General features: G+C 70.0%; 26 protein-coding genes and 1 tRNA gene. 15 read left to right on the top strand and 12 right to left on the bottom strand.

Annotated features, from left to right (window positions below; genetic code table 11):
- Positions 1-137 precede the first annotated feature (137 nt).
- Positions 138-659 carry a hypothetical protein gene (locus LX16_RS17100; RefSeq protein WP_147140030.1) on the top strand — a complete coding sequence of 174 codons (522 nt, stop codon included), beginning with the start codon at positions 138-140 and terminating at the stop codon, positions 657-659.
- 3 nt (positions 660-662) lie between these two features.
- Here LX16_RS17100 and LX16_RS17095 read toward each other — a convergent pair whose 3' ends face one another.
- Positions 663-1,304, bottom strand: coding sequence for a response regulator (locus tag LX16_RS17095; RefSeq protein ID WP_147140028.1), 642 nt, complete (start codon positions 1,302-1,304; stop codon positions 663-665).
- Positions 1,301-2,482: a sensor histidine kinase gene (locus LX16_RS17090; RefSeq protein WP_147140026.1), complete on the bottom strand. Its 1,182-nt coding sequence runs from the start codon at positions 2,480-2,482 to the stop codon at positions 1,301-1,303. The genes LX16_RS17095 and LX16_RS17090 overlap by 4 nt, the downstream gene beginning before the upstream one ends.
- 113 nt (positions 2,483-2,595) lie before the next feature.
- On the opposite strand from LX16_RS17090, the gene LX16_RS26680 reads away from it, so the two are divergent.
- The 4 genes from LX16_RS26680 (at position 2,596) to LX16_RS17075 (ending at position 5,942) form a co-directional block, all read left to right on the top strand.
- A complete protein-coding gene (locus LX16_RS26680; RefSeq protein ID WP_158645637.1) occupies positions 2,596-2,733 on the top strand; it encodes a hypothetical protein in 138 nt (45 codons plus the stop codon).
- Positions 2,726-3,445 carry an ABC transporter ATP-binding protein gene (locus tag LX16_RS17085; RefSeq protein ID WP_147140024.1) on the top strand — a complete coding sequence of 240 codons (720 nt, stop codon included), beginning with the start codon at positions 2,726-2,728 and terminating at the stop codon, positions 3,443-3,445. The genes LX16_RS26680 and LX16_RS17085 overlap by 8 nt, the downstream gene beginning before the upstream one ends.
- A 70-nt stretch (positions 3,446-3,515) precedes the next feature.
- Entirely contained in the window at positions 3,516-5,468 is a 1,953-nt protein-coding gene (locus tag LX16_RS17080; protein WP_147140022.1) for an FtsX-like permease family protein, read from the top strand.
- 12 nt (positions 5,469-5,480) lie between these two features.
- Positions 5,481-5,942, top strand: coding sequence for a VOC family protein (locus tag LX16_RS17075; RefSeq protein WP_211354550.1), 462 nt, complete (start codon positions 5,481-5,483; stop codon positions 5,940-5,942).
- Here LX16_RS17075 and LX16_RS17070 read toward each other — a convergent pair.
- Entirely contained in the window at positions 5,933-6,613 is a 681-nt protein-coding gene (locus LX16_RS17070; RefSeq protein WP_147140020.1) for a TetR/AcrR family transcriptional regulator, read from the bottom strand. The genes LX16_RS17075 and LX16_RS17070 overlap by 10 nt on opposite strands.
- 133 nt (positions 6,614-6,746) lie before the next feature.
- On the opposite strand from LX16_RS17070, the gene LX16_RS17065 reads away from it, so the two are divergent.
- Together LX16_RS17065 and LX16_RS17060 are read left to right on the top strand one after the other, a co-directional pair.
- Entirely contained in the window at positions 6,747-7,523 is a 777-nt protein-coding gene (locus LX16_RS17065) for a siderophore-interacting protein (protein ID WP_147140018.1), read from the top strand.
- A 126-nt stretch (positions 7,524-7,649) separates the two neighbouring features.
- Entirely contained in the window at positions 7,650-8,894 is a 1,245-nt protein-coding gene (locus LX16_RS17060; protein WP_147140016.1) for an MFS transporter, read from the top strand.
- On the opposite strand, the gene LX16_RS17055 is transcribed toward LX16_RS17060, so the two are convergent.
- The 5 genes from LX16_RS17055 to LX16_RS17035 all read right to left on the bottom strand — a co-directional run bounded on the left by LX16_RS17055 (position 8,849) and on the right by LX16_RS17035 (position 13,559).
- Complete coding sequence (locus LX16_RS17055) at positions 8,849-9,529, bottom strand: hypothetical protein (protein ID WP_147140014.1); 681 nt, start codon at positions 9,527-9,529, stop codon at positions 8,849-8,851. The two genes, LX16_RS17060 and LX16_RS17055, sit on opposite strands and share 46 nt — an antisense overlap.
- A 41-nt stretch (positions 9,530-9,570) precedes the next feature.
- Complete coding sequence (locus LX16_RS17050) at positions 9,571-9,822, bottom strand: hypothetical protein (RefSeq protein ID WP_147140012.1); 252 nt, start codon at positions 9,820-9,822, stop codon at positions 9,571-9,573.
- Position 9,823: 1 nt separating this feature from the next.
- Positions 9,824-10,054, bottom strand: coding sequence for a hypothetical protein (locus LX16_RS17045; protein ID WP_211354549.1), 231 nt, complete (start codon positions 10,052-10,054; stop codon positions 9,824-9,826).
- Between the two features lie 173 nt (positions 10,055-10,227).
- Positions 10,228-11,232, bottom strand: coding sequence for a ribonucleotide-diphosphate reductase subunit beta (locus LX16_RS17040; RefSeq protein ID WP_211354548.1), 1,005 nt, complete (start codon positions 11,230-11,232; stop codon positions 10,228-10,230).
- Positions 11,223-13,559 carry a ribonucleoside-diphosphate reductase subunit alpha gene (locus LX16_RS17035; RefSeq protein ID WP_147140009.1) on the bottom strand — a complete coding sequence of 779 codons (2,337 nt, stop codon included), beginning with the start codon at positions 13,557-13,559 and terminating at the stop codon, positions 11,223-11,225. The genes LX16_RS17040 and LX16_RS17035 overlap by 10 nt, the downstream gene beginning before the upstream one ends.
- A 288-nt stretch (positions 13,560-13,847) precedes the next feature.
- On the opposite strand from LX16_RS17035, the gene LX16_RS17030 reads away from it, so the two are divergent.
- Positions 13,848-13,922, top strand: a tRNA-Arg gene (locus tag LX16_RS17030).
- A gap of 311 nt (positions 13,923-14,233) precedes the next feature.
- Positions 14,234-15,253, top strand: a complete 1,020-nt coding sequence (locus LX16_RS17025; RefSeq protein WP_147140007.1) for a Clp protease N-terminal domain-containing protein — start codon at positions 14,234-14,236, stop codon at positions 15,251-15,253.
- A gap of 87 nt (positions 15,254-15,340) precedes the next feature.
- Here LX16_RS17025 and LX16_RS27200 read toward each other — a convergent pair whose 3' ends face one another.
- A complete protein-coding gene (locus LX16_RS27200; RefSeq protein WP_211354547.1) occupies positions 15,341-15,826 on the bottom strand; it encodes a hypothetical protein in 486 nt (161 codons plus the stop codon).
- Positions 15,827-16,071: 245 nt separating this feature from the next.
- Here LX16_RS27200 and LX16_RS17015 point away from each other — a divergent pair, with 245 nt between their 5' ends.
- A complete protein-coding gene (locus LX16_RS17015; RefSeq protein ID WP_147140005.1) occupies positions 16,072-16,737 on the top strand; it encodes a TetR/AcrR family transcriptional regulator in 666 nt (221 codons plus the stop codon).
- On the top strand, positions 16,734-17,573 hold the full coding sequence (locus LX16_RS17010; RefSeq protein WP_147140003.1) for a class I SAM-dependent methyltransferase: 840 nt from the start codon (positions 16,734-16,736) through the stop codon (positions 17,571-17,573). The genes LX16_RS17015 and LX16_RS17010 overlap by 4 nt, the downstream gene beginning before the upstream one ends.
- Before the next feature lie 141 nt (positions 17,574-17,714).
- On the opposite strand, the gene LX16_RS17005 is transcribed toward LX16_RS17010, so the two are convergent.
- Both LX16_RS17005 and LX16_RS26675 read right to left on the bottom strand, forming a co-directional pair.
- A complete protein-coding gene (locus LX16_RS17005; RefSeq protein WP_147140001.1) occupies positions 17,715-18,077 on the bottom strand; it encodes a hypothetical protein in 363 nt (120 codons plus the stop codon).
- A gap of 35 nt (positions 18,078-18,112) precedes the next feature.
- The gene (locus LX16_RS26675) at positions 18,113-18,295 is read right to left on the bottom strand and encodes a hypothetical protein (RefSeq protein WP_158645636.1); all 183 of its coding nucleotides are present in this window, start codon (positions 18,293-18,295) and stop codon (positions 18,113-18,115) included.
- Between the two features lie 151 nt (positions 18,296-18,446).
- On the opposite strand from LX16_RS26675, the gene LX16_RS16995 reads away from it, so the two are divergent.
- The gene (locus LX16_RS16995) at positions 18,447-19,412 is read left to right on the top strand and encodes a hypothetical protein (protein ID WP_147139997.1); all 966 of its coding nucleotides are present in this window, start codon (positions 18,447-18,449) and stop codon (positions 19,410-19,412) included.
- Between the two features lie 33 nt (positions 19,413-19,445).
- On the opposite strand, the gene LX16_RS16990 is transcribed toward LX16_RS16995, so the two are convergent.
- Entirely contained in the window at positions 19,446-19,901 is a 456-nt protein-coding gene (locus tag LX16_RS16990) for a VOC family protein (RefSeq protein ID WP_147139995.1), read from the bottom strand.
- 191 nt (positions 19,902-20,092) lie between these two features.
- Here LX16_RS16990 and LX16_RS16985 point away from each other — a divergent pair, with 191 nt between their 5' ends.
- From LX16_RS16985 to LX16_RS16975, 3 genes are read left to right on the top strand one after another with little or no spacing between them, the layout of a single operon-like run.
- Complete coding sequence (locus tag LX16_RS16985; RefSeq protein WP_147139993.1) at positions 20,093-21,025, top strand: ABC transporter ATP-binding protein; 933 nt, start codon at positions 20,093-20,095, stop codon at positions 21,023-21,025.
- A 3-nt stretch (positions 21,026-21,028) separates the two neighbouring features.
- The gene (locus LX16_RS16980) at positions 21,029-21,793 is read left to right on the top strand and encodes an ABC transporter permease (RefSeq protein ID WP_211354546.1); all 765 of its coding nucleotides are present in this window, start codon (positions 21,029-21,031) and stop codon (positions 21,791-21,793) included.
- Between the two features lie 6 nt (positions 21,794-21,799).
- Positions 21,800-23,122, top strand: a complete 1,323-nt coding sequence (locus LX16_RS16975) for a sensor histidine kinase (protein WP_147139991.1) — start codon at positions 21,800-21,802, stop codon at positions 23,120-23,122.
- The last annotated feature ends 4 nt before the right edge of the window (positions 23,123-23,126 follow it).

The raw sequence follows: 23,126 nt of genomic DNA, 5'->3' as shown, positions 1-23,126 counted from the left end.
CACCAGGCGGGACACCGGGCGTCCCCGGGAGTGACGTACGCCGCATATTCTTGTTCCCGACGCGTGTGCGTCCGTGTTCCCGCGCCGGTTCCCCGACCGCCGCGACGACCCCTCTCCGCGAGGAGCCTCGACCGACCATGAGCCCCCGGCCCGACCCCCACGACTACGACTCCCCTCCGCAGTGGCCGCCACCCGACCGGTCTCATCCCGGGAATCCGCCGGACACACCCGGTGACCCGCACACCCGGTGGCGTCCACCGGCGCGGCGGCCCGGTGAACTGCGGATCGACGTCGAGCCTCCGACGTCCCGGCCGCTCCCGCCCGAACCGGAACCGCCGGCGTGGCGGGACGACGATCATCGGCCGGATCCTGGCCGTGGCCGGCCGGACGGTTTCCGCCCGCCGGGTCGGCGCGGCGGCGCCCAGACGGACTTCTCACGGCGGTTCAACGGGTTCACCGAAGAGGAGGACGACGCGCCGGACGCCCCCGGTGCCGGTGGACCGGTTCCGCGGCCCGAACCGCCCCGGCCGGGTGAACCCGCCGACGCCTCGTTCATCTCGGTGGCGAGGGTCGCAGCCACCGTGGCGATCCTCGTCGGGATCATGGGCGTGGTGTTCGTGCTGGTGTGGGCGCTGGGGGTGGTCGGGCCGCAGCCCTGAGGCTCACCCGACGACCTTGTTCTCCCACGCCCACGAGGCGATTCCCACCCGGTTACGGACGCCGAGTTTGGCGCGTACCGACTCCAGGTGCGTCTTCACGGTCGACACCGACAGGAACAGGTCGGCGGCGATCTCGGAATTGGTGCGGCCACGGGCGACGAGTTCCACGACGTCGAGTTCCCGCTCGCTGAGCGGGTTCGGCGTCTGGGGCCGGGCCGGCGCGGCGAGCCGGCGCAGGAGCCTGACGGTGATCGCAGGTGACACCAGGGCCTCGCCCTCGGCGGCGGCGCGCACCGCCTCGATGAGCAGTGCGGGACCGGCGTCCTTGAGTAGGAAGCCGCTCGCACCGGCGCGCAACGCCGCGTAGACGTACTCGTCCATGTCGAAGGTCGTCACCATGACCACGCGAAGCGGCTCGGCGACACCGGGTCCGGCGAGCAGCATGGCCGCCTGGAGACCGTCCTGCCGGGGCATCCGGATGTCGAGCAGGCACACGTCCGGGCGGTGGCGGCGCGCCAACTCGACCGCCTCGACGCCGTCGGCGGCCTCGGCCACCACCTCGATGTCCGGTTGCGCGTCCAGGATCATCCGGAACCCGGTGCGGACCATCTGCTGATCGTCGGCGATCAGAACCCGAATCGTCACGTGTCTCCTCTCGACGCGCCACGTGTGCCGGTGAAGGGTATGGAGGCGACGACCTCCCAACCGCCCTCCGGGCGGGGTGCCGCCCTGAGGGCGCCGTCGAGCGCGGCGACCCGTTCGCGCAGCCCGGCAAGACCATATCCGCCGCCCCACCTGGCGAGCCCGCCCCGGCCACCGCCGGCGCGGCCGTCGTCGCGGACCGTCACCTCCAGGCCGCCGTCGGCCGCCGACAACGTCACCCACACCGTGGTGACCGCCTCGCCGTGCTTGCGGATGTTGGTCAGGGACTCCTGGACGACGCGGTGCGCGGTCGCGCCGACCTCCGGGGGCAGCACGCGACCGGCGAGGTCCGGCGACACGTACAGCGACGCGTACACGTCTCCGACGCTGAACCGGTCGACGAGTTCGGCTATCTCGGCCAGGTCACCGGTGGGCCGGGACCCCGGGCCGGAGTCCTCCTCGCGGAGGACGCCGACCAGGCGGCGCATGGACGTCAACGCCTCCAACCCGGCCGCCTCGATCGCCTTGAACGACTCCCTCGCCCGTTCGGTGTCGTCGGGCGGGATGTACTGGGCGGCCTGCGCCTGGACCACGATGCCGGTGACGTGGTGGGCGACGAAGTCGTGCAGGTCGCGGGCGAGCTCCAGGCGTTCGCCGCGGCGGACGCCCGCCAGTGCCCGTTGGCGGCGTTTGTCCTGGCTGCGCTGGTAAAGCCCGACGGCCACGGCTATCGACAGACCGATGATCTCCAGCATGCCGACGGCCAGGATGACCACCATGTCGGCGGCACGCAACGTGATCGCGAGCATCGCCACCGACGTGGACGTCACCACGGCCGGCCCGACGTTGGCGTCCCAGCGGCGGACCGACCAGGCGACCAGGACGAGCAGCGCGCCGGCCTCGCCCATCCACATCGGCACCCGGTCGCCGTCACCGGCGACGATGGCCCACAGCGTCAACGCCAGCGACAGCCCGGCGACGGGGATCCCCAGCCGCAGGACCCGGTCCGGCCCGGCGAGGATCACCAGGATCGCCGCGAATCCGGGCAGGCACGCGACGAGCACATCCGGCGTGACGCCGTACGCGAAGACGCCGAACAGGCCGAACACGCCGAGGCCGCCGGCCAGGACCACGCGGATCAGCAGCCCGGCGATCCGGTGGACGTCCTCTTGGCTGATCACACCGCCACGCTATCCGGCGGATTCGCCGGGTCGGCCGAAAGACCGATGGCCGCGCCACGCAACCGGTCCGGCGGCCGATGTCGGCGAGGCTTGGAATCGGGATGGTGGTGGACATGGAAACGATCAACACATTGAGCACCCTGCTGGGGGTCGTCATCGGGGCGGCGTTCCTGCTGGCCGGCGGCGTCCTGTTGCCGCTCTGGGAGGTCACCGAGTCCCGGCGGGAACGCAAGGTGACGCGCGATGACTGAGACCGTCTTGTCGGGTACCGGGCTGGAGAAGCGCTTCGGCGGTACCGTCGCCCTGGCCGGGGTCGATCTGAGCATCCGCCGCGGCGAGACCATCGCCATCATGGGGCCCAGCGGCTCCGGGAAGTCCACCCTGCTGCACTGCCTCGCCGGGATCATGCGACCTGACCGGGGCGAGGTGACCCTGCTGGGCCAACGCGTCGACACCCAGTCGGAGGCGCAGCGTTCCCGGCTGCGGCGCAGCCGGTTCGGCTTCCTGTTCCAGTTCGGTCAACTCCTGCCGGAACTGACCGCCGAGGAGAACGTGGCGCTTCCGTTGCTGCTCGACGGCACTCCCAAGCCCAAGGCCCTTCCGCCGGCGCGGTCGTGGTTCGGCCCGCTCGGCCTGGCCGGCCTGGAACGCCGGCGGCCGGGCGAACTGTCCGGCGGCGAGGCACAACGTGTCGCCCTCGCCCGGGCCCTGGTCACCGGTCCCGCCGTGGTGTTCGCCGACGAACCCACCGGGGCCCTGGATCAGGCCAACGGCGCCGAGACGATGCGCATCCTGGTCGAGGCGACCAAGGGCCAGGACTCCTGTCTGGTGCTGGTGACGCACGACGCCTCGGTCGCGGCCCACTGTGACCGCAAGGTGGAGGTGCGCGACGGCCGCCTCGTGGTGGACGCGGGCCCCGGGGCCGCGAAACCGGAACTGCCACAGCGGGCGGGTGCCTGGTGAACCCGATGACGTACCCGTTCGGTCGTCCGAGTGACGGCCGGCCCGACGACCCGAGTGGAGGTGACGCCCGATGAACGCCGTCACCCTGGCGTGGACGCTGCTACGCGGCGGCGGCCGTAAGGGGATGCTGGGCTCCGTCCTCACCCTGGCGGCGGTCGGCGTCACCACGACGTTGCTGATGTTCGCGGTCGCGGGGAACTTCGCGTTCGCCGATCGGGCGGAGCGCACCGCGTGGCGCACCCCCGTCCCGGCCGGACAGGTCGAGACGGCCCGACAGTTGAGCGTGCTCGACATGGTGGACGGGCGGCCGATGACGGTGGTGTACCTGACCGCCACCGGATCCGGTGCTCCCCCGGTCCCCCCGGGCATGGACGGGTTCCCCGCGCCGGGCGAACTGTGGGCGTCCCCGGAGCTGGCCGCACTGCTGGAGCGGCTGCCCGCCGACCAGCTCGCCGACCGGTTCGACGCTCCCGTCACCGGGGAGCTGGGCGACGCCGCCCTCGTCCACGGGAACGAACTCGTCGCCGTCGTGGGCGTCGCGTCCGACTCCCCCGTGTTGTCGGCGCGGCCCCTCGACGGCGAGACGGTCGTCGGCATCTCGGAGTTCGGCACCGACGCCGCTTCGGAGACGTACCGGCTGTATCAGTCGTTCATGGCGGTTGCCACGGTCCTCATGGTCGTGCCACTGCTGGTGTTCGGCGGTGCCGCGGCGCGGTTGACCGTCGCGCGGCGCGACCAGCGGTTGGCGTCGTTGCGGCTGGTGGGTGCCACACCCGGCCAGGTCGTGCGGGTGACCGTGGCCGAGGCGATCCTGACGGCACTGGTCGGCGCGGTGGCCGGGGCGATCCTGTACACGGCGGTGATGCCGCTGCTGGCACGCATCCCGATCGACGGTGGGCCGTGGTTCGTCGCGGACCTGTGGCCCCCGCTGTGGGCGACCGGCGCCGTGATCGTGGCGGTCCCGCTCCTGGTGGGACTGTCGGCGGTCGTGGGCCTGCGCCGGGTCGTCATCAGCCCGCTCGGTGTGGCGCGCAGGCAGACGCCGCCGGGCATCCGGGCGGCGCGCCTGTTGGTGCTGGTGGCCTTCGTCGGCGCGTTCCTGTTCATGTCGTCGCGGTTCCTCGGTATGGGCGCTCTGGGCAGTCTCCTGATGCTGGTGCTGTTGGCGGGTGTGTTCGGCGCGATAAACCTGGTGGGTCCCTGGGTGGTGTCGTTGCTGGGCCGGGTCACCGCGCTCGCCGCGAGACGTCCGGCGCCGCTGCTGGCGGGCAGGCGGCTGGTCGACGATCCCCGTTCGGCGTGGCGCACCGTCGCCGGGATCGCGTTGACGGGCTTCGTCGCGGGATTCACGGTGCTGTTGTCGCCGCAGTTGACCGGGTACGCCGAAGACCGCACACTGTTGACGGTGTCGGTGCCGACCACACAGGTGGAGGCGGTCACCGCGTCCGTGGCGACGGTACTTCCCGACGGCGCGAAGGTGACGGGGACGAACGAGGTCGAGGGCGTGTCCCTGGTGGACGTCGAGACCCCCGTCGACTCCGCCGCCATCGACCGGTTCCGTACCGAGGTGGCGCAGATCGCGCCCGGGAGCCCGACGATGGGTACCGACGACTGGGTGCGTTTCGACGATCAGCTGTTCACCGACGTCAAGACCGGTGTCCTGGTGGTGTTGTGCGTGTCGATCCTGATCGCGATGGTGAGCGCGGCGGTGTCGGGCGCGTCCTCGGTACTCGACCGGCGGCAGGTGTACGGACTGCTGCACCTGTCGGGCACCCCGATGAAGGTACTCAACTCCGCCCGCCGGATGGAGACGCTGCTTCCGTTGGCGGTCATGGGTGGCGGTTCACTGGCCTGCGGAATGCTCATGGCGATGCCGTTCAGTTCCGGCGGCGAGATCGCCGGGAATCTGGCGCTGCTGTTCACGGTGGTCGGTTTCGGAGTGGTCGGGGTCGTGGGCGCGAGCGCGGTCAGTCGTCCGCTGCTGGCCTCGGTCATGCGGAACACGCCGCCCCGTCCGGACTGAACCGTGACACCCGTGCGGCCCGGTCGTCCCAGGACGGTCGGGCCGCACGGCAACAGACTGCCGGGTATCCCCACGGAACGGGACCCGAACGGTGTGGTTCCCGAGCGGTGGCGGCGGTCCGACCGGTGGGGCGTGGTGTGGGACACCGACGACGTACCGACCTTGACCAGGTTCTACTCCGCGTTGCGTGGCCGGCGGATCTGGAAGATGGACGAAGAGGGATCCGCGTCGGATTCGGGCGAGGGCGTCGCCTACCTCGGGGTGCGGTTCAATCCGGATTACGTCCATCCCGAATGGCCCGCTCCCTCCGGGGCGCAGCAGATGATGCCGCATCTGGACTTCCAGGTCACCGACCTGGCGGCCGAGACCGCCCGCACCGTGTCGTCGGGGGCGGAACCGTGCGAGCACCGACCACAGGACGACGTCCGGGTACTTCGCGACCCCGTGGGCCATCCGTTCTGTCTCTACACCTGATCCGGGGAACGGGGCGGCCGGTACTCCAGGGCGAGCCGGTCGGCCAGTTCGGCCAGGCACTCCTCGAACACCGGTTCCGGATCGTCGAACGCGAATTCCAGCTGACCCGACATCTCCAGCGACAACGTCCCGAACAACCGGATCCAACAGCCGAGTAGGACGTGGACCGCCTGCGGCGGCAGGTCCTCGACGATGTCGGCGCTGTACGCCTCCAGTTGGCGGCGTAGCGCCTGCGGCAGTTCGGCGGTGTCGCGTACCGGAAAGCCCCCGTTTCGCCACAGCCGCGCCAATTCCGCACGGAACACCGCCCCGAACCGGTCACCGGCGGCGGCGCCGGCGCTCTCGGCGGCCATGCCGGCGGCGGTCGCGGGATGCTGGAATATCCAGCCGTACTCGGCCGGGTGGGCGACCGCCCAGGCCCGGAGCGCACGGCACATGCGCAGCAGGCGGTCGGCGGCGTCGGTTCCGGCGTCGCGGGCGGCCGCGATGACGTCGATCAGTTCGTCGTAGAAGTCGGCCGTCACCGCCTGGATCAGTGCTTCGTGACTGTCGTAGTACCGGTAGATGGCCGGGCCGGTCACCTGGAGGCGGCGCGCGACGGCGCTGACGGTGACGGCGGCGGTTCCCTGCTCGACCAGCAGTTCCCTGGCCGTGACGCGAATCCGGCTCATGGCGGCTTCCCGCTTCAGTGTTCTCCGCGACGTGACCGGCGGCTTCGCCTCCTCCTCCACCCGCACAGCATAGCCATGTCCGTTTGTTATAGCCTCTTACTGAAGTTATCGCCGTTAACTCGGAGGTCCCGTCATGCCCCGTTCCCGTTCCCGCTCCTGGAATCCGCTGGCCCACGCCTTCGCGAGACACATCTCGGACGGCGTCGTCACCGAGACGGAGGACCTGACGCCCCGGATGCGCCGGATCGCCATCACCTCACCGGCCCTGCCGGACAAGGGCGTCATCCCCGGCCAGCACGTACGGATCGAGATCAACGACCCGCTGTCGGCGTACGGGATCATGCGGCCGTCACAGACGCTGCGGACCTACACCATCTGGACGACCTCTCCGGACGTCACCCGATTCGACCTGCTCGTCCACCGCTACGGCGGCGACGGCATCGGGCTGAGATGGGCGACGGCGGCCAGAACGGGCGACCCGGTCCGATACTGGGGACCGATGGGCGACTTCACCCTTCGAGACGCCTCCCACCATGTGTTCATGGGCGACGAGACCGGTACCGCCGCCTTCCGGCCGCTCATCGACGCGCTTCCCGCCGACGCCACCGCCGAAGCCGTCGTGGAGAGCGACGACCACACCGACGAGGTGCCGCTGCCCGCCGACCGGTTGACGCGACTGCACCGGGTACACCGCCGGGGACGGTCCCCGGTCGACTCCGTGGCGCTGCGCGAGGCGGTCCGGGAGTGGCGGCCCGACGCGGCCCCCGCCGCCACCGCCTTCTACCTCGCCGGTGAGGCCCGGACCGGGCAGTCACTCCGGCGCATCCTGGAAACGGTGCACGCCGTACCCCGCCACGCGGTGACAGTCAAGCCGTTCTGGACCCCCGGCAAGGTCGGCCTACACCACTGAGGCGACGGGAACCGGTACCCGCGGTGACCGGACGGCGTCCACGACGCGACCCGACGTCGGGTCAGGCCGGTGAAAGACGACACATCGGCATTCCATCGCCGCCCGAGGCGGAGCAGGATGTCCGTGATGCCTTCCTCCCCGCCTCCGACCGACGGCTTCCGGCTGAGCTCGGTCATCCCCACCGTGTACCTGCCCGCCGCGCTGTTCGGCGTCGGATCGGGCGCCGTCGCCCCGGTCATCGTGCTGTCGGCACGGGACCTCGGCGCCTCGATCGGAGTGGCGAGCCTGATCGTCGCCCTCACCGGGATCGGCCAGCTCATCGGCGACCTTCCCGCCGGCGCGTTCGCCGCCAAGGTGGGCGAACGCCGGGCGATGCTGCTCGCGGTCGTGTTGATCGCGGCGACCCTGGTCGCCTGCATCGCCGCGACCGAGGTGTGGATGCTGGGCCTGGCGATCGGGCTCCTCGGGTTGGCCAACGCGGTGTGGGGCATCGCCCGGCACACCTACCTGACCGAGGTGGTGCCCTACCGGATGCGGGCCAGGGCGATGTCGACACTCGGTGGCACCCACCGAATCGGGATGTTCATCGGGCCGTTCGTCGGGGCGGCGGCCATGCAGTGGTGGGGCACGGACGGCGCGTACTGGGTGAAGCTGGCCGCCGTCATCGCCGCCGGCACCCTGGTGGCCGTGCTGCCCGACCCCGCCAGGGGCACCGCCTCCGAACGCGGCGGCAGCAGTGTCGGCGAGACCTTCCACGTGCTGCGGACCCATCTGCCGGTGTTCCGCACCCTCGGCCTGGGCGCCATGACGGTCGGGGCGGTGCGGGCGTCGCGTCAGGTCGTCATCCCGTTGTGGGCCGAGCACGTCGGGGCCGACCCGACGACCACCAGCATCATCTTCGGCATCGCCGGCGCGGTGGACATGGCGTTGTTCTATCCGGCGGGCAAGGCGATGGACCGGTTCGGCCGGATCTGGGTCGCGGTGCCGTGCATGCTGGTGATGGCGGTGTCCCACCTGTTGATCCCGTTGACGACCACGCCCGGCTGGCTGCTCGCGGCGGCCATCCTCATGGGACTGGGCAACGGGATGGGGAGCGGGATCATCATGACGCTGGGCGCGGACGCCTCACCCGCGGTGGGCAGACCGGCGTTCCTGGGCGGCTGGCGATTGTGCGCGGACACCGGGAACGCGGGCGGACCGGTGTTGATCAGCGCCGTCACCGCCGTCACCGCCCTCGCCCCCGCCGTGCTCGTCATGGGCGGCGTGGGTCTCCTGGGGGCCGCCGCACTCGCCAAGTGGATTCCCCGCCCGGATGCGTCACCCGGTCAGCCCGTGAAACGGAACCGGTCCAGTACATCGGCGGCCGGCTGACCGGACTCGAACCGCCAGGCCACCAGCTCGACCGTATGGAGCACGTCCGTGCCGAAGTCCAGGTCCGCGTGGCGGTCCGACCAGTCGGTCAGCCGGTCCATCTCGGAAACCGGGCCGGTGAAGTGGATCACGTTGATGTGGTGGAAGTTCCGGCGGAATCCGACCTCGACCTGCCAGTCGGTGACACCGTGCCTCCCCAGCTCGGTCGTCAGCGTGACGTCCAGTCGGGCGAGACCGTTGGCGCGGCCGTGAACGAAGGCCAGCAGGCCGCCGCGGTGCACAGTCATGCCGGACGCCGTCACCGCCATCGGCGGCAAGACACGGCAGGCGGCGGCCAACGCCGCGCGGTAGCGGGCGACGGCCGGATCGGCGGCTGGATCGGGCAACCGCCGGTGCGGCTCGAAGGCCCGCAGGGTGACGTGCAGCGTCTCAGGATGGTGGACCCAATGCCCGGCACCTGCAAACCGTGCGGCGGCCGTCGCCGACTCGTGCAGCCGGGAACGCAGCGGCTCGCCTGGCCGCAGGATCGCACTGATACCCCATCTCCCACCGGGCCGGGGGATCCGGTCGGTGGTGATGTCACCGGCGGCGACGGCACGCCGGGCGGCGGCGCGGAAACGGGCGATGGCGGTCATGGCCGACTAGTGTGCCACGCGGCTCCGCCGCCGGGCGGTCGTCAATCGGTGAAGACGTCTTCGGCGGCGTCGATGGTGAACGCGCGATCGAACCAGGTCCGCAGTCGCGCGACATCGCCGCAACCGCGCACTCGCCGGGCCACCTCGTCGGACACCTCGATGTCACGCATCCGCAAGGTCCTGAGAACCACCTCGGCATAGCTCTCCGCATAGCCCTCGGCGTAGCCCCGCTCGTAGTAGGGCCGGGTGAACGCGGTGAACCGCAACGGGGGCCGAGGCTTCGCCGTCGTCACCTCAATCGGTGAAGACGTCTTCGGCGGCGTCGACGGTGAACGCGCGATCGAACCACGCCGACAGCAGCGACACGTCACGACAACCGCGCACCCGGGCCTCCACCGCGGCGGACACCGGCAGACCCCGGTTCCGCAGGGCTCGGAGCACCGAGTCGGCCAAGCCTTCGGACTTGCCCTGATCGACGTAGCGCTGTGTGAAGGCGCTGTGGTACGGGAAGGTCACAGTACTCAAGATAGCCTCCAGGTGGCGACGTGCACGGTCGGCGTCTCGTGTAGATCCGAGGGCATGCGGTGACTTTATGTCACCGATACATTCCCATACGTGTCGGACCCACTGGGGCGGAACGGGTCCGGCCACCAGTGGGTCCGAGATCTATGCGTCGTCGGCCATGGACGCCCGAGCGGTCAGAAGTCCTCGTCGAGGTCCACGGTGCCCGAGACCGCCACCTGGTACGCGGTCGGCCTGCGCTCGAAGAAGTTCGTCAGCTCCTGGACGTCCTGGAGCGCCATGAAACCGAAGGGGTTCTTGGCGCCGTAACGGGTGGGCATCCCCAGCCGGGCGAGACGCTGGTCCGCGACGTACTCCAGATAGGACTTCATGTCCGGCACCGTCATACCGGGCAGGCCCGACCCGATCAGGTCCTCGGCGAACTGGAGCTCACACGCGACCGCCTCGTCCAGCATCCGGCTCACCGACTCGGTGAGCGCGTCGTCGAACAGCTCGGGTTCCTCGCGGCGGACGACGTCGACCACGCTGAACGCGAAGTTCATGTGGCAGGACTCGTCGCGGAACACCCAGTTGGTGCCGGTGGCGAGCCCGTCCAGCAGTCCGCGCGACCGCAGCCAGTACACGTACGCGAAGGCGCCGTAGAAGAACAGCCCCTCGATGCAGGCGGCGAAGCAGATCAGGTTGAGCAGGAACGCCTTGCGGTCCTCCCGGCTGCGCAACGCGTCGAGCCGGTCGATGGAGTCGATCCAGCGGAAGCAGAAGTCCGCCTTCTCCTTTATGGACGGAATGTGCTCCACCGCCGCGAACGCCTTCGCGCGGTCCTCCGGATCCGGCAGGTACGTGTCCAGAAGGGTCAGATAGAACTGGACGTGCACGGCCTCCTCGAACAGCTGACGCGACAGGTACAGCCGCCCTTCGGGCGAGTTGACGTGCTTGTACAGGTTGAGTACCAGGTTGTTGGCGACGATGGTGTCACCGGTGGCGAAGAAGGCGACGAGCCGGTTGATCAGGTGGCGTTCCGCGTCGGTGAACTTCGCCAGGTCCGCCAGGTCGGACGCGAGGTCGACCTCCTCGACCGTCCAGGTGTTGCGGATGGCGGCCCGGTACTGCTCGTAGAAGTCCGGGTAGCGCATCGGGCGCAGGGTCAGGTCCATTCCGGGATCGAGCAGTGTCATTGGCATGCCTCACAGGTCTCGGGGTTCTCAAGGGAGCAGGCGACCGCTTCGGCGCTGGGGACCTGCGCCTGGGCCGGAACGCTGACGGTCGTCTGGTTGATGCGCGTCGCCGGGCGGGACCGCAGGTAGTACGTGGTCTTCAGGCCGCTCCGCCAGGCGTACGCGTACATCGACGACAGTTTGCCGATGGTCGGTGAGGCCATGAACAGGTTCAGGGACTGGCTCTGGTCGATGAACGGCGTGCGTCCGGCCGCCAGGTCGATGAGCGCGCGCTGTGGCAGCTCCCACGCCGTGCGGTACAACAGTTTCAGGTCGTCGGGGATGCCGGGGATGTCCGCGATGGAGCCCTCGGCCCGGAGGATGGCCTGCCGGACGTCCTCGTTCCACAGGCCGCGGGCGGCGAGGTCGGCGACCAGGTACCGGTTGACCTGGATGAACTCACCCGACAGCGTCTCCCGCTTGAACACGTTGGTGACGACCGGCTCGGTGCATTCGGCGCTGCCCGCGATCGCGGCGATCGTCGCCGTCGGCGCGATCGCGATCATGAGCGAGTTGCGCAGGCCGTGTTCGGCGACGGCGGCACGGACCCGTTCCCATCGCGCGGGTTCGCTTATCCGGGCGTCGGGCCAGTGGTCGACGTGCAGCACACCCCGCGCGGCACGCGTGTCCTCATAGGATGGATGCGCGCCAAGCCGGGCGGCCAGTTCCGCCGAAGTCTCGTAGGCGGCCAGGGCGATGTGCTCGGAGATCCGGGTCGACAGCCGCAGCGCCTCCGGCGAGTCGAACGGCAGCCGCAGGGTGAAGAACACGTCGGCCAGGCCCATCAGGCCCAGTCCGATCGGACGCCACTTCTTGTTGGCCTTCTCCGCCTCGGGAGTCGGGTAGTAGGACAGGTCGATGGTCCGGTCGAGGAACGTCACCGCGGTGCGCACCGAGGCGGCCAGCCGGTCGAAGTCGAAACCGTCCGGTGTGCAGTGGGCGGCCAGGTTCACCGATCCGAGGTTGCACACGGCGGTCTCGGAGTCGCTGGTGACCTCCAGGATCTCGGTGCACAGGTTCGACAGGTGGACGACGTTCTCCGGTTTGGCCGTCTGGTTGCAGGTCCGGTTCGACACGTCGGCGAAGGTCATCCAGCCGTTGCCGGTCTGGGCGAGCGTGCGCATCATGCGGCCGTAGAGTTCCCGGGCGGCGACGGTACGGACGGCCTTGCCGGCGGCCTCGGCGGCACGGTAGTGGCGGTCGAACTCCTCGCCCCAGGTGTCGGCCAGTTCCGGGACGTCCTTGGGGTCGAACAACGACCACTCGGCGTCGGCCTCCACGCGGCGCATGAACTCGTCGGGGATCCAGTTGGCCAGGTTCAGGTTGTGGGTGCGGCGGTCCTCGGAACCGGTGTTGTCGCGAAGTTCCAGGAACTCCTCGACGTCGGCGTGCCAGGTGGCGAGGTAGACGCAGGCGGCGCCCTTGCGGCGCCCGCCCTGGTTGACGGCGGCGACGCTGGAGTCGAGGGTGCGCAGCCAGGGCACGATGCCGTTCGAGTGGCCGTTGGTCCCGCGGATCAGCGAACCACGGCTGCGGACCTTGGACCAGGAGATGCCGATGCCGCCGGCGTACTTCGACAGTCTGGCGACCTGCCCGTACCGGTCGTAGATCGATTCGAGCTCGTCACGTGGGGAGTCCAACAGGAAACAGGACGACAGTTGGGAACGGCGCGAACCGGAGTTGAACAGCGTGGGGGAACTGGGCAGATAGGACAGCGTGCTCATGAGGGCGTACAGTTCGGCGGCGTCGGCCACCGATTCGGCGAGTCCACAGGCGACCCGGAGGAAGAAGTGCTGCGGGGTCTCCAACACCCCACGATGGTGTGGGTGCCGCAACAGATACCGGTCGTAGACGGTGCGCAGACCGAAGTAACCGAAACGGTCGTCGGCCTCGGTGTCGATCAACGCGTCGAGGGCGGCGGCGTTGGTGGCGACGAACTCCGCGACACCGTCGGAGAGCAGGCCCTCGCGGTGGCTGTGCCGTACCGAGTCGCTGAAGTGGGCGATGCCGGAATCGGCGACCTCGGCGGCGATGTGGCGGCTCAGCAGCCGGGCGGCGAGCCGGCTGTAGGCGGGTTCCCGGACGACCAGGGAGGCGGCGATCTCGATCGCCCGGGACCGCAGGTCGGTCTCCGTGGCGCCGGGCCAGACGCCGGCGACGACCGGACCGGCGACCTCGGCGGCGTCGACGCCGTCGAGCCCTTCGGAGAGCCGGTGGACCAGATCGGCGACCAGTTCGGCGGTGTCCCGGGCAAGCGGAGCCGCTGTCGAAATGCTCACGGTGTTTCCCCTCATGCGGGCGTCTACGGGCACGACGAACGACCCGCTCGACGCGATGGATACTGCTGTCCAACCGCAAGATCACGCTTCACGCGATCAGCACGAGAGAGCATACATGTTGTGGTTCATCTAGTCCGGCACCCCAAGGTATTGATAAATCGGCGTGTTCAAGGGAGTCGGACACGCCCGCCGAGCAGCGGAACGTCACCCGGAAGGTGGACCCCCGGCGGCGCGTACCCGCTCCGCCGGGGGCCGCGACCGAGGGCAGCCGGGGACCGTCTGGTAACCTCGTCAGGTCGCAAGGCCCCATTAGCTCAGGGGATAGAGCACCGCCCTCCGGAGGCGGGAGCGCAGGTTCGAATCCTGCATGGGGCACCAAGCAGAACACCAGCCAGACCGGCACACGAGTGCCGGTCTGTTTCGGTCTCCAGGCCCGCCGCGTCAGCGGAATGTCAGCGCCACCGGCCGGCACCTCGGCCGTCAGACGCCGACACACGACACCACCTCGCCTCGGCCGGACCTCACAATCCACGCTCCGCCGCCCCAAAACTCCCGCAACCGACGCCGGGCATCGTGTCGACCGGGGGACCCGGCGCCTCCCGCTGCCCAGTCGCTCCACTTCGGAGTGGGTGGCCTTGTCGCGCCTGGGTACGCTGGCGTTCGAGCCGGACGAGGATTGGGGCGAACGCATGACAGCCTTTGTAGAACCCGACTTGAGCGTCACGGGAGTCCTCGGGGCCGCGCGCGGCGGCGCGTTGGCGACCGACAGCGAAACCGTGGGTACCGAGCACCTGCTCGCCGGTGTCACGGGAACCAAGGGGGCGGCCCGGGACGCGCTCGCGGCCGAAGGCGCGACCAAGACGGCGCTGTTCGCGGTGTTGCGGGACAGGGCGGGCCGGGACGACGCCTGGGCCAACGGTGACGACGCCCGGAACGCCATCGGCGCGCGCGAGCTGTTGGGCGACGACGCGGATCGGCGCGTCCGCTTCACCGGCGCGGCGCGTGACGCCCTCACGACGGCGATGGGGCACGCACGGCGGGACGACGCCGCGAGCTTCGACGCGGCCCACCTGCTGTGCGGCCTGCTGGAGGGGGAGAACCGGGCGGTGGAACTGCTGTCCGCGTGCGGCGTCTCACCGAACGCCGTACTCGTCCGCCTCGACGGCGGCGCCGGAAGCCCGGAGGACGACCTCCCGCCCCTGCTGCACGCCACCCGCGACGTCGTCCTCGGCCGTGGGCACTACCGGCACCTGTCCTTCTGGAAACGGTGGCTGGTCAAGAACACCGGGGTCAACCTGGCGTCGCGGCCGGCCCAATGGGTCGGCATGGAGACCTATGAGCAGGCCCACCGCCTCGGTGACGGCGTGGTGGGCACCGAGCACGTACTACTGGCCGTCCTGGCCACCCATGAGGTCGCGCTCCGTTACCCGCATCTGGCGAGAGAACGGGCCGCCGGATCCGGCACCCGGTACAGCGGCGGTGAGCGGCTGGCCCACCTCGGCGTCGACTACGCCTCGGTTCACCGGGCCGTCACCGGGAATCGCGTCCCCTTGACGGACGACGCACGGCCCGTCGCGGGCTACCTCGGTCGGGGCGCGGCCTCCGGCGACGCGATGACCGACCCGGGCACCGGTCCCCTGGTCGACACCCTCCTCAACGAGAAGACCCGCGCCCGTCAACTCGTCGAGGCACTGACCGCCGGAGCCTGACGGCAGCCCGACCCTCCCGGACCCGTAAGGCACGCCGGACGGTCCGGGCCGTCGCCGGGTGCGCGAGGCAACGTCAGCGGCCGCGACCTATTCCGCGGGCGTGATGTGCAGCGCGGCGGTGCCATCGCGGATGTCGACGACCTTCAGGGCCATGGCGTCGTTGACGGTGGCCGTCGTCCCCTCGGCGCACGTGAGTGTGACTCCGCCACCGCCTTGCGATGTGACACCTCCACCACCCGCGCAGCCCGAGATGCTGAAGCCCGATCCGGTCACCGGTGCGACCATCTCGATCTCGGTGTCGGTGATCGCGATGATCTCGATCGGGCCGAGGCCGTACTCCTGCGGAACCGCGACGACGTCGCCCTCGGCGACGTCGAGCTCGCATGTCCCGTCCGCGCACGGCCCGGTGGGCGACGGTGACGCCGACCCGGTCGACTCTGACGACGCATCGGAGCCGGTGGGACCGGATCGCCCGTCGACTCCGGCGGAAGGGTCCGCCGCACACGCCGTGGCGAGGACCGCCACGGCGGCGACGACGACCAGCCGTGTTCCACTGCTTCTGTTGGCCTTCATGGGTCTCATTCCAACTCCGGACGGCCGGGACCCCTCCCGCATCAACGGGGTACCCGCGGAGCGGGTTCTCACCGTCGACACCTCGAAGCCCGCGCGGGTATGTCGTCGCCCTCGGGACGGGCACCTCGATCACCAAGACCGTCCCCGTGGGGGCGGCGCCGGCGGCGTTGACTGCACAGCCGTCGATCGATGGCCCGGCAAGCAATACAATTGACTTGTTTTCGATACATATGTATTGTACTCACATGTCACCTGTAGACCGCCCGGCGTCAGACCTGACGGTGCGCGCACGAATCAGAGACGCGGCGTTGGCCCAGTTCGCCGAACGCGGCTTCGCCGGCGCCTCGATGCGCGGCATCGCGGAGGCCGCCCGGGTCTCGCTGGGAGCGGTCCAACACCATTTCACCTCCAAAGAGGCACTACGGGAGGCCTGTGACGCGCACGTGGTCGAGACGTTCGGTCACCGTCTGACGCGCAGCGCCGCAGACGGGACACTCGGAGAACCGAATCTCATGGCCCGGCTCTACGACACCAGCGGGCCGCTACTGCGCTATCTCGCTCGGGCACTCGTCGACGGCTCACCGGCGGCCGCGACGGTGTTCGACCGGCTCTCCGCCGAGGCGGAGGCGTTCCTCAGTCAGACCTGGCCGGACCGATTCCCGGCCGGTTCGCCCACGGCGCGACACACGGCGGCGGTCATGGCCGCCATGCACGGCGGCACCATCGTGCTTCACGACCACCTGGCCAGGCAGATGGGCTCCGACCCGCTCGACCGTCCCCACACCACCAGGATCGGCGGCGCGATGCTCGACCTCTACGCCGCGATGGGTGAGTTCGCGACCTCACCTACGGCGCAACGGATCAAGGACTCCACCGCAGACTACGACGCCCCCGACAGGAGACCACGATGACGACGGTCACGATCGACCACCTAACCCCGCTACAAAAAACGCTCCTGATCACGCTCAACGGCCGCGTCCTCGACGCGAACCGTAAGCGCCCACTCCTCGACGACGCCAAGGCGGTCGAACTGGCACGCGGGATCGACTACGACCACTCCACTGTGCGACTGGGCGCGGGGGTGCCCGAGGCCGTCGCCATTCGCAGCAGGATGCTCGACCGCGCCGTGACGGCCTTCGTCCACCGGCACCGCGACGCCGTGGTGGTCGAACTGGGCTGCGGCCTGGAGACGCGCCATTGGCGGCTCACCGCGTCCGAACCCGAACCCTGGCGCGACGTCGACTGGTACGACGTGGACTTCCCGGAGGTGATCGCACTGCGCGAGACTCTCATGGACGAGGCCGACCGTGGCCACTCCGTCGGCGTGTCCCTCCTGGACTCCACATGGACCGACACCATTCCCGGCGACCGGCCCGCCGTCATCCTGTCCGACGGCGTGCTCGGTTTCCTCTCCGAGGACGACAACCGGAGGGTGCTGCGCCGTATCACGGATCACTTCGCAACGGGAGAGCTCGTGTTCAACGCCTACACCAGGCTCACCGCCCGCATGAACGGCCGCTTCACCCAGGTGGTCGGGATGCCGCACGACTTCCGGGGCTACGGCATCTCCGATCCCGAGGACGTCACCGCACTCAATCCCGCGCTCACCTTCATCGATGAGCAGTTCGGTGACGCCGCACCGGAACGCGACAAGCTGAACCTCGCCTACCGGCTTCTCGCACGTCTCTTCGCCGGCTGGCGAGGCCAGGCACGTCGCGGCGTCTGGGTCGTCCGCTACCGCTTCTGAGCGGCACCGTCGGTTCCGGATCACGTCGAAGCGATCGGGGTGCCGGGTCTCCTTCGCCGCACCGGGACCCGGCCACGCCACGAAGGCGGGCGGCGGCGGTGACCGAGAGGCGTTCACCGGTGGGCGGCTACTCCCCCGGTGCTACGCGCCGGGCGCCGCCTCGTACATGGGAAGCCGGAACTCGCTCGGGGGTTCGGGTGCCGCGGCGATGACCGCCCTGGTGGCGGCGAGCCGTTCGGCGTACCGGCCCGGCTCCACGGCGAAGGTCCGCTGCTCCCATTCGTCCAGCACGTGCTCCAGCAGCATCATCGCGCGTTCCGCCCAGAAACGCAGTGCCGGATGGATCCAGCCCGAGATCTTGAACTGCCCGCACGCTCCCGCGATGTAGGCGTCGACCTCGGCGCGGATGAACCTGATGTGGCTCGCGTCGGCGTCGAGCCAGGCGACGATGTCGTCCTGGGAACTCTCCCACAGGTGTTCCGGTACGAGTGCCCACTCCGCCACCAGGTCGGCGATGCCGCCCGGGGCGTGCCCGTCGCCTAGTGCTTCTCCAGGTGGCGGAGCGTGTCGTTGCCGTCGTCGTTGCCGAAGGGGGCGCGCCAGTCCCCGGAGTCCCAGAACCAGTCCGGCACGGCGGCGACGTAGGCGGGGTGGCTGGTCGTGGGCGACAGGCCCGCACCCTCCACATCGTCCAGATGGGGCACGTACTCGGATGTCGTCACGTTCCCGATGGTAGGACCCGCCACGCTCTCATTCGGACAGGGGATCGGTGAACCGTTGGGGCGGCGGAGGTCGAGGGTTCCCTGCGCGAAGGGCACGTGTCATCCTGAGGTGGCCGAATCCACGGCACACCGCGGCACAGGTAGGAAAGTCATGGACGTCGACGGCGCGACCGACCGGACGAGCCCACGCGAGCAACGGGCGCACGGGTTCGACCTGTCACCGTTGACCGCCCGCCCACGAGGCGCGGCGTGGCGGCGATTCCGCCGGGAGGCGGCGTCCGGCGAGCACGGCACCGACCTGGCCACCCGGCACGGGTGGCAGTGGATGCCACGTTCCCTCGTGATCGTCGGTTTCCTCGCGATCCTCGTGGCGGCACCGGTGGTCATCCTCACCGTTGAGGGGCCGACGTCGCAAGCGATTCTGGGCGCCGCGCTGATCGCCGGGTTCGCGCTTATAGGTGGGGCGACGACGGTCGCGGCGACCTGGCGCGACTTCTGGGTCACCCGGACCCGGCGCCGGTACCGGCTCGCGGGCTTCGCCCGCCGCAACGGCCTGGAGTACCGGCCGGAACCGGACGTGCGGCGCCCCGCCGCCCACATCTTCAGCGGTTTGGTCGTGGGGCAACGCCACCTCGACCGTCTCTCTCGACCCGGCTTCCTCACGGTGGCGAACTACCAGGAGGTCTACGACGACGACCTCGACGGGTCCTCGTCCTTCGAGGCCGGATACGTCATGTTCACCCTCCGGGAGTCCTATCCGCACACCGTGGTCGCACGGGAGCCCGGATCACCGCCTCGGAGACTGGCGCACCTGGAACCCGTTCCCGGGCCCGCGGGCGGGTCGGTGTGGAGCACCCGGCCCGATCATCCGCTCCTCGGTCGGCTCCTGGCGACGGGGATCGCCGAGGTCGTCTTCCCGCTGAGCCGATCCGCGCACATCGAGATCGTCGACGACACGCTCTTCGTCCTCCACGTCGGCGGTTTCCTGCCCGTCGACTCGCCACGGTTCTGGCGCCGGATCGCGGAGGGCGTCGGCCTGCTCTCACCGTTCCTGGACATCCCGACCACGACGAGTCCGTCCGAGGCGGCCGTCGCGATCGACCCGGTCGGCCGGTGACGGCCCCGGCGTGCGGGCGGGCACACCGGGGCGCTACACGACGTCGAACTCGTTGCCCTCGGGATCCCGCATGGCGGCGGCGTAGAGACCCGCCTCCGGTTCGTCCTTGATCTTCAGCAGGGTGGCGCCCGCTTCGACCAACCGTTCCACGGTCGCCGTGACACGCCGCGCGCGGAGGTCCAGTGGGACGTCACGGCCTCCGCCGACCTTGAGGTCGAAGTGCCACCTGTTCTTGGCGACCTTCGGCTCGGGAACCTGCTGGAACCACACTCTCGGTCCACGCCCCGCCGGGTCGATGATCGACTCCGGGACGTCGCCGGCGCCGGACGGCAACTCCGACTCCGGAACCCCGATCGCCGCCCAGTAGGCACGCCAGGTGGTGTGCCCGTCCGGTGGCGGCTCCGGCACGTAGCCCAGGGCCTCCGACCAGAAGGCCACCATCGCCTGCGGGTCGGAACAGTCGATGGTGAGTTGCACCGTCATCTCCATGCGCGGAGTGTTCCACGCGGGTCCGACAGGGCACCGCCCTCCGGACGGGTCCCGGCGTGCGACTCGCCGTCCCATCGACGCACGGCGACGGTCGGGGGCCGGCGGTCCACCGAACGGTGGAGACGCGAATCAACCCGAGCACGCCTGCGACGGTCGATGTCGCGGGTCGGGTACGCCCATAACTTGGCGGTATGACCGCACTGGAAGTACGGAATCTGCACAAACGTTACGGGCGGCACGTCGCCGTCGAGGACGTCTCCTTCACCGTTGAGGAGGGCGAGATATTCGGCGTCATCGGACCCAACGGCGCCGGCAAGACGACGACCGTCGAATGCATCGCCGGGCTGCGAACGCCCGACTCCGGCGCGATCTCGGTACTGGGACTGGACCCGATCAGGGATCGCGCGGAGGTGCGTGAACGACTGGGCGTCCAGTTGCAGGAGAGCGGCTTCCCCGACGCGATCACGGTCGCCGAAGCCCTCGAGCTCTACAGCTCCTACTACCGGAACCCGGCCGACTGGCGAGAACTCGTGGAGCTGCTGGGTCTCGCCGACAAGCGCGACACCCGGTACAAGGCCCTCTCCGGAGGACAGAAGCAGCGGCTGTCGATCGCGCTCGCCCTGGTCGGCGGCCCCAGGATCGCGATCCTCGACGAGCTCACGACGGGACTGGACCCGCAGGCGAGACGCGACACCTGGAACCTCATCGCCCGGGTGCGCGACACCGGCGTCACGATCCTCCTCGTCACGCACTTCATGGACGAGGCCGAACGCCTCAGCGACCGGATCGCCGTCATCGACGGTGGCCGGGTCGCCGCGGTGGACACGCCGGCGGCACTGATCGCGCAGGCGAACGCGGTGCAACGGGTCCGGTTCCGTGTGAGGCAGCCGCTCGACGGGCGTGTCCTGACCGGGCTTCCGGACGTGACCGACGTCCAGATCACCGAGGGCCGCTGGACGGTCACCGGCAGCGGACAACTCCTGAGCAGCGTCGCCGGGGCTCTCGCCAGGGCACAGGTCGTCGCGGAGGACCTCCGCGTGGACCGCCACGGCCTCGACGACGCGTTCGAGGCCTTCACCGGTCGCGCCCCGGAATCCCCCGAACCCCTCCAGAAGGAAGGCTGACCCGTGTCCGCTCTCACGAAGACGATCGAGGTCGAGACGAGACTGTTCCTCCGGGACTCCGCCACCGTCGGTTTCGGCGTGCTGTTCCCGACCGGACTGCTGCTCGCGTTGAGCGCGATTCCGGCGCTCAGGGAGCCGTCGCCGGAGACCGGCGGGCTCAGATCCATCGACGTCTGGGCACCGACCGCCCTGGTGTTCGGGATGGTGATGATCGCGGTGCAGCACATCCCGGTGGTGATCGCGACGTACCGCGAGCGAGGCGTCCTGCGGAGGCTGTCGACCACTCCGGCCCATCCGCGCACCATCCTGCTCGCGCAGATGATCGTCGCGTTCGCCTCCGTGGTCGTCTCCGCGGCACTCATGATCCTGGTCGCGTGGGCGGTACTGGGCATCTCGCCGCCCACACGCCTCCTGGAGTTCGTCGTCGCCTTCACCGTCGGCTATGCGGCCCTGCTCGGACTCGGCATGATCTCCGCGGCGGTGGTCCGTACGAGTGGTGCGGCGAACCAGATCGGCACTCTGTTGTTCGTCGCGTTGATGTTCTTCGGCGGGGCCTTCCTGCCGCGTGTCCTCATGCCGGACCTGTTGCGCGAGGCCGGCGAGTACATTCCGCCCGGGTTGCAGGCCCTCACCGCGGCGTGGTCCCCCGAAGCGGGCGAGATCACGGCCACGGCCGGTGGGCAGCCGTTCTGGCTGCAGATCGCGATAATGGCGGGTATGGCGGTGGTGGCCGGCGGAATCGCCGCGAAGCTCTTCCGCTGGGAGTAGGTGGGGATGACCGACGACGCCGGGGCCGGTGCGCGCCCGCGCGCGAGCGCGCACGAGTCCGCGATCGCGGGAGAGGCCGCGGTCGCGAACCGCTCCCGGTTGGCCTGGAAGGAGGAGCAGCTGCGGGTCTGGGACCTGCTGCAGTTGTTCACACCGTGGCTGCTGCTGACGGTCTCGACGACGATCTACTTCTCGTGGGTGCTTCCGGCCTCCGGTGAACGCTTCTGGCCCGAGGGCACCTCCGTCCTCGGGCTGGTCGCGGTCTCGGCGTTGTGGATGTTGTTCGGTCACACGCTGCCGATCAAGAGGAGGGCGCTGCGGCCCGTACCGACCGCCCTCTACTTCGTCGGGCTGCTGGCACTGTGCGTCACCCTGATGACGTACTCCGACATCTTCCTGGTCTTCACCATCGCGGGTTTCTTCCACGCCTATCTGCTCAAACCCTGGCCGGTGGGGATGGTCGGGGTCCTGGCCACCTCCGTGGCCCTCAACGGCGCGTCGATGGGCGTGTCGTTCTCGCACCCGAGCCCGGCCGCGTTGGCGGAGTTCGTGCTGATCGTCGCGGTGCAGACCGCGGCGATCGGGGCGGGGATCCTGCTCACCGCGCGGAGCGAGCCGGAGGAACGCAAACGGGAGAAGCTCGTCGCACGACTGGAGGCGGCCCTGCACGAGAACGCCGGGCTCCACGCGCAGCTGGTCGCGCAGGCCCGGGAGTCCGGGGCACAGGACGAGCGTCAGCGTCTCGCCGGTGAGATCCACGACACGCTCGCGCAGGGTCTCGCGGGCATCATCACGCAGCTCCAGGCGGCGGAGCGTGCCGCGAGCGCGCGGGGCGAGACGGAGGAGCACGTCACGCGTGCCCTTCGGCTCGCACGCGGCAGCCTGGCCGAGGCCAGACGGTCCGTGCGGGCGCTCGCGCCTCGGGAACTCGCCGAGGCGCACCTGCCCGACGCGCTCCGCACGTTGACCGGGCGATGGTCGCGGGACGAGGGGGTGAGTGCGCATGTGGAGGTCACGGGCGCGTCTGAACCGTTGAGTCCGGCGATCGAGGTGTCGCTCTTCCGGGTCGCGCAGGAGGCGCTGACCAACGTGGCGAAACACGCGGACGCCTCGCGGGTCGGTGTCACGTTGTCGTACACGGGCACCGAGGTGCTGTTGGACGTGCGGGATGATGGACGCGGGTTCGCGAAGTCGGCCGACACCGGTTTCGGCCTGACGAGCATGCGCCAACGCATCAGGGGCGTCGGCGGTCACGTGGAGGTGCAGAGCACCCCGGGTGAGGGGACGTCCGTGAGCGCGCGCGTTCCGGCGATAGCCCCCGGGGCGTGAGAGC

Origin of the sequence: Stackebrandtia albiflava (assembly GCF_007994225.1) — a bacterium.
Lineage (GTDB): Bacteria > Actinomycetota > Actinomycetes > Mycobacteriales > Micromonosporaceae > Stackebrandtia > Stackebrandtia albiflava.
Note: the sequence above shows the minus strand (reverse complement) of the source record. Positions and strands in the feature narration are given on the sequence as shown.

Coding starts and splice junctions, on each gene's coding strand:
- LX16_RS17100 (WP_147140030.1), top strand. CDS start 138: ATGAGCCCCCGGCCCGACCCCCACGACTACGACTCCCCTCCGCAGTGG.
- LX16_RS26680 (WP_158645637.1), top strand. CDS start 2,596: ATGGAAACGATCAACACATTGAGCACCCTGCTGGGGGTCGTCATCGGG.
- LX16_RS17085 (WP_147140024.1), top strand. CDS start 2,726: ATGACTGAGACCGTCTTGTCGGGTACCGGGCTGGAGAAGCGCTTCGGC.
- LX16_RS17080 (WP_147140022.1), top strand. CDS start 3,516: ATGAACGCCGTCACCCTGGCGTGGACGCTGCTACGCGGCGGCGGCCGT.
- LX16_RS17070 (WP_147140020.1), bottom strand. CDS start 6,613: ATGAGCCGGATTCGCGTCACGGCCAGGGAACTGCTGGTCGAGCAGGGA.
- LX16_RS17065 (WP_147140018.1), top strand. CDS start 6,747: ATGCCCCGTTCCCGTTCCCGCTCCTGGAATCCGCTGGCCCACGCCTTC.
- LX16_RS17060 (WP_147140016.1), top strand. CDS start 7,650: ATGCCTTCCTCCCCGCCTCCGACCGACGGCTTCCGGCTGAGCTCGGTC.
- LX16_RS17055 (WP_147140014.1), bottom strand. CDS start 9,529: ATGACCGCCATCGCCCGTTTCCGCGCCGCCGCCCGGCGTGCCGTCGCC.
- LX16_RS17040 (WP_211354548.1), bottom strand. CDS start 11,232: ATGCCAATGACACTGCTCGATCCCGGAATGGACCTGACCCTGCGCCCG.
- LX16_RS17035 (WP_147140009.1), bottom strand. CDS start 13,559: ATGAGGGGAAACACCGTGAGCATTTCGACAGCGGCTCCGCTTGCCCGG.
- LX16_RS17025 (WP_147140007.1), top strand. CDS start 14,234: ATGACAGCCTTTGTAGAACCCGACTTGAGCGTCACGGGAGTCCTCGGG.
- LX16_RS27200 (WP_211354547.1), bottom strand. CDS start 15,826: ATGAAGGCCAACAGAAGCAGTGGAACACGGCTGGTCGTCGTCGCCGCC.
- LX16_RS17015 (WP_147140005.1), top strand. CDS start 16,072: ATGTCACCTGTAGACCGCCCGGCGTCAGACCTGACGGTGCGCGCACGA.
- LX16_RS17010 (WP_147140003.1), top strand. CDS start 16,734: ATGACGACGGTCACGATCGACCACCTAACCCCGCTACAAAAAACGCTC.
- LX16_RS16995 (WP_147139997.1), top strand. CDS start 18,447: ATGGACGTCGACGGCGCGACCGACCGGACGAGCCCACGCGAGCAACGG.
- LX16_RS16990 (WP_147139995.1), bottom strand. CDS start 19,901: ATGGAGATGACGGTGCAACTCACCATCGACTGTTCCGACCCGCAGGCG.
- LX16_RS16985 (WP_147139993.1), top strand. CDS start 20,093: ATGACCGCACTGGAAGTACGGAATCTGCACAAACGTTACGGGCGGCAC.
- LX16_RS16975 (WP_147139991.1), top strand. CDS start 21,800: ATGACCGACGACGCCGGGGCCGGTGCGCGCCCGCGCGCGAGCGCGCAC.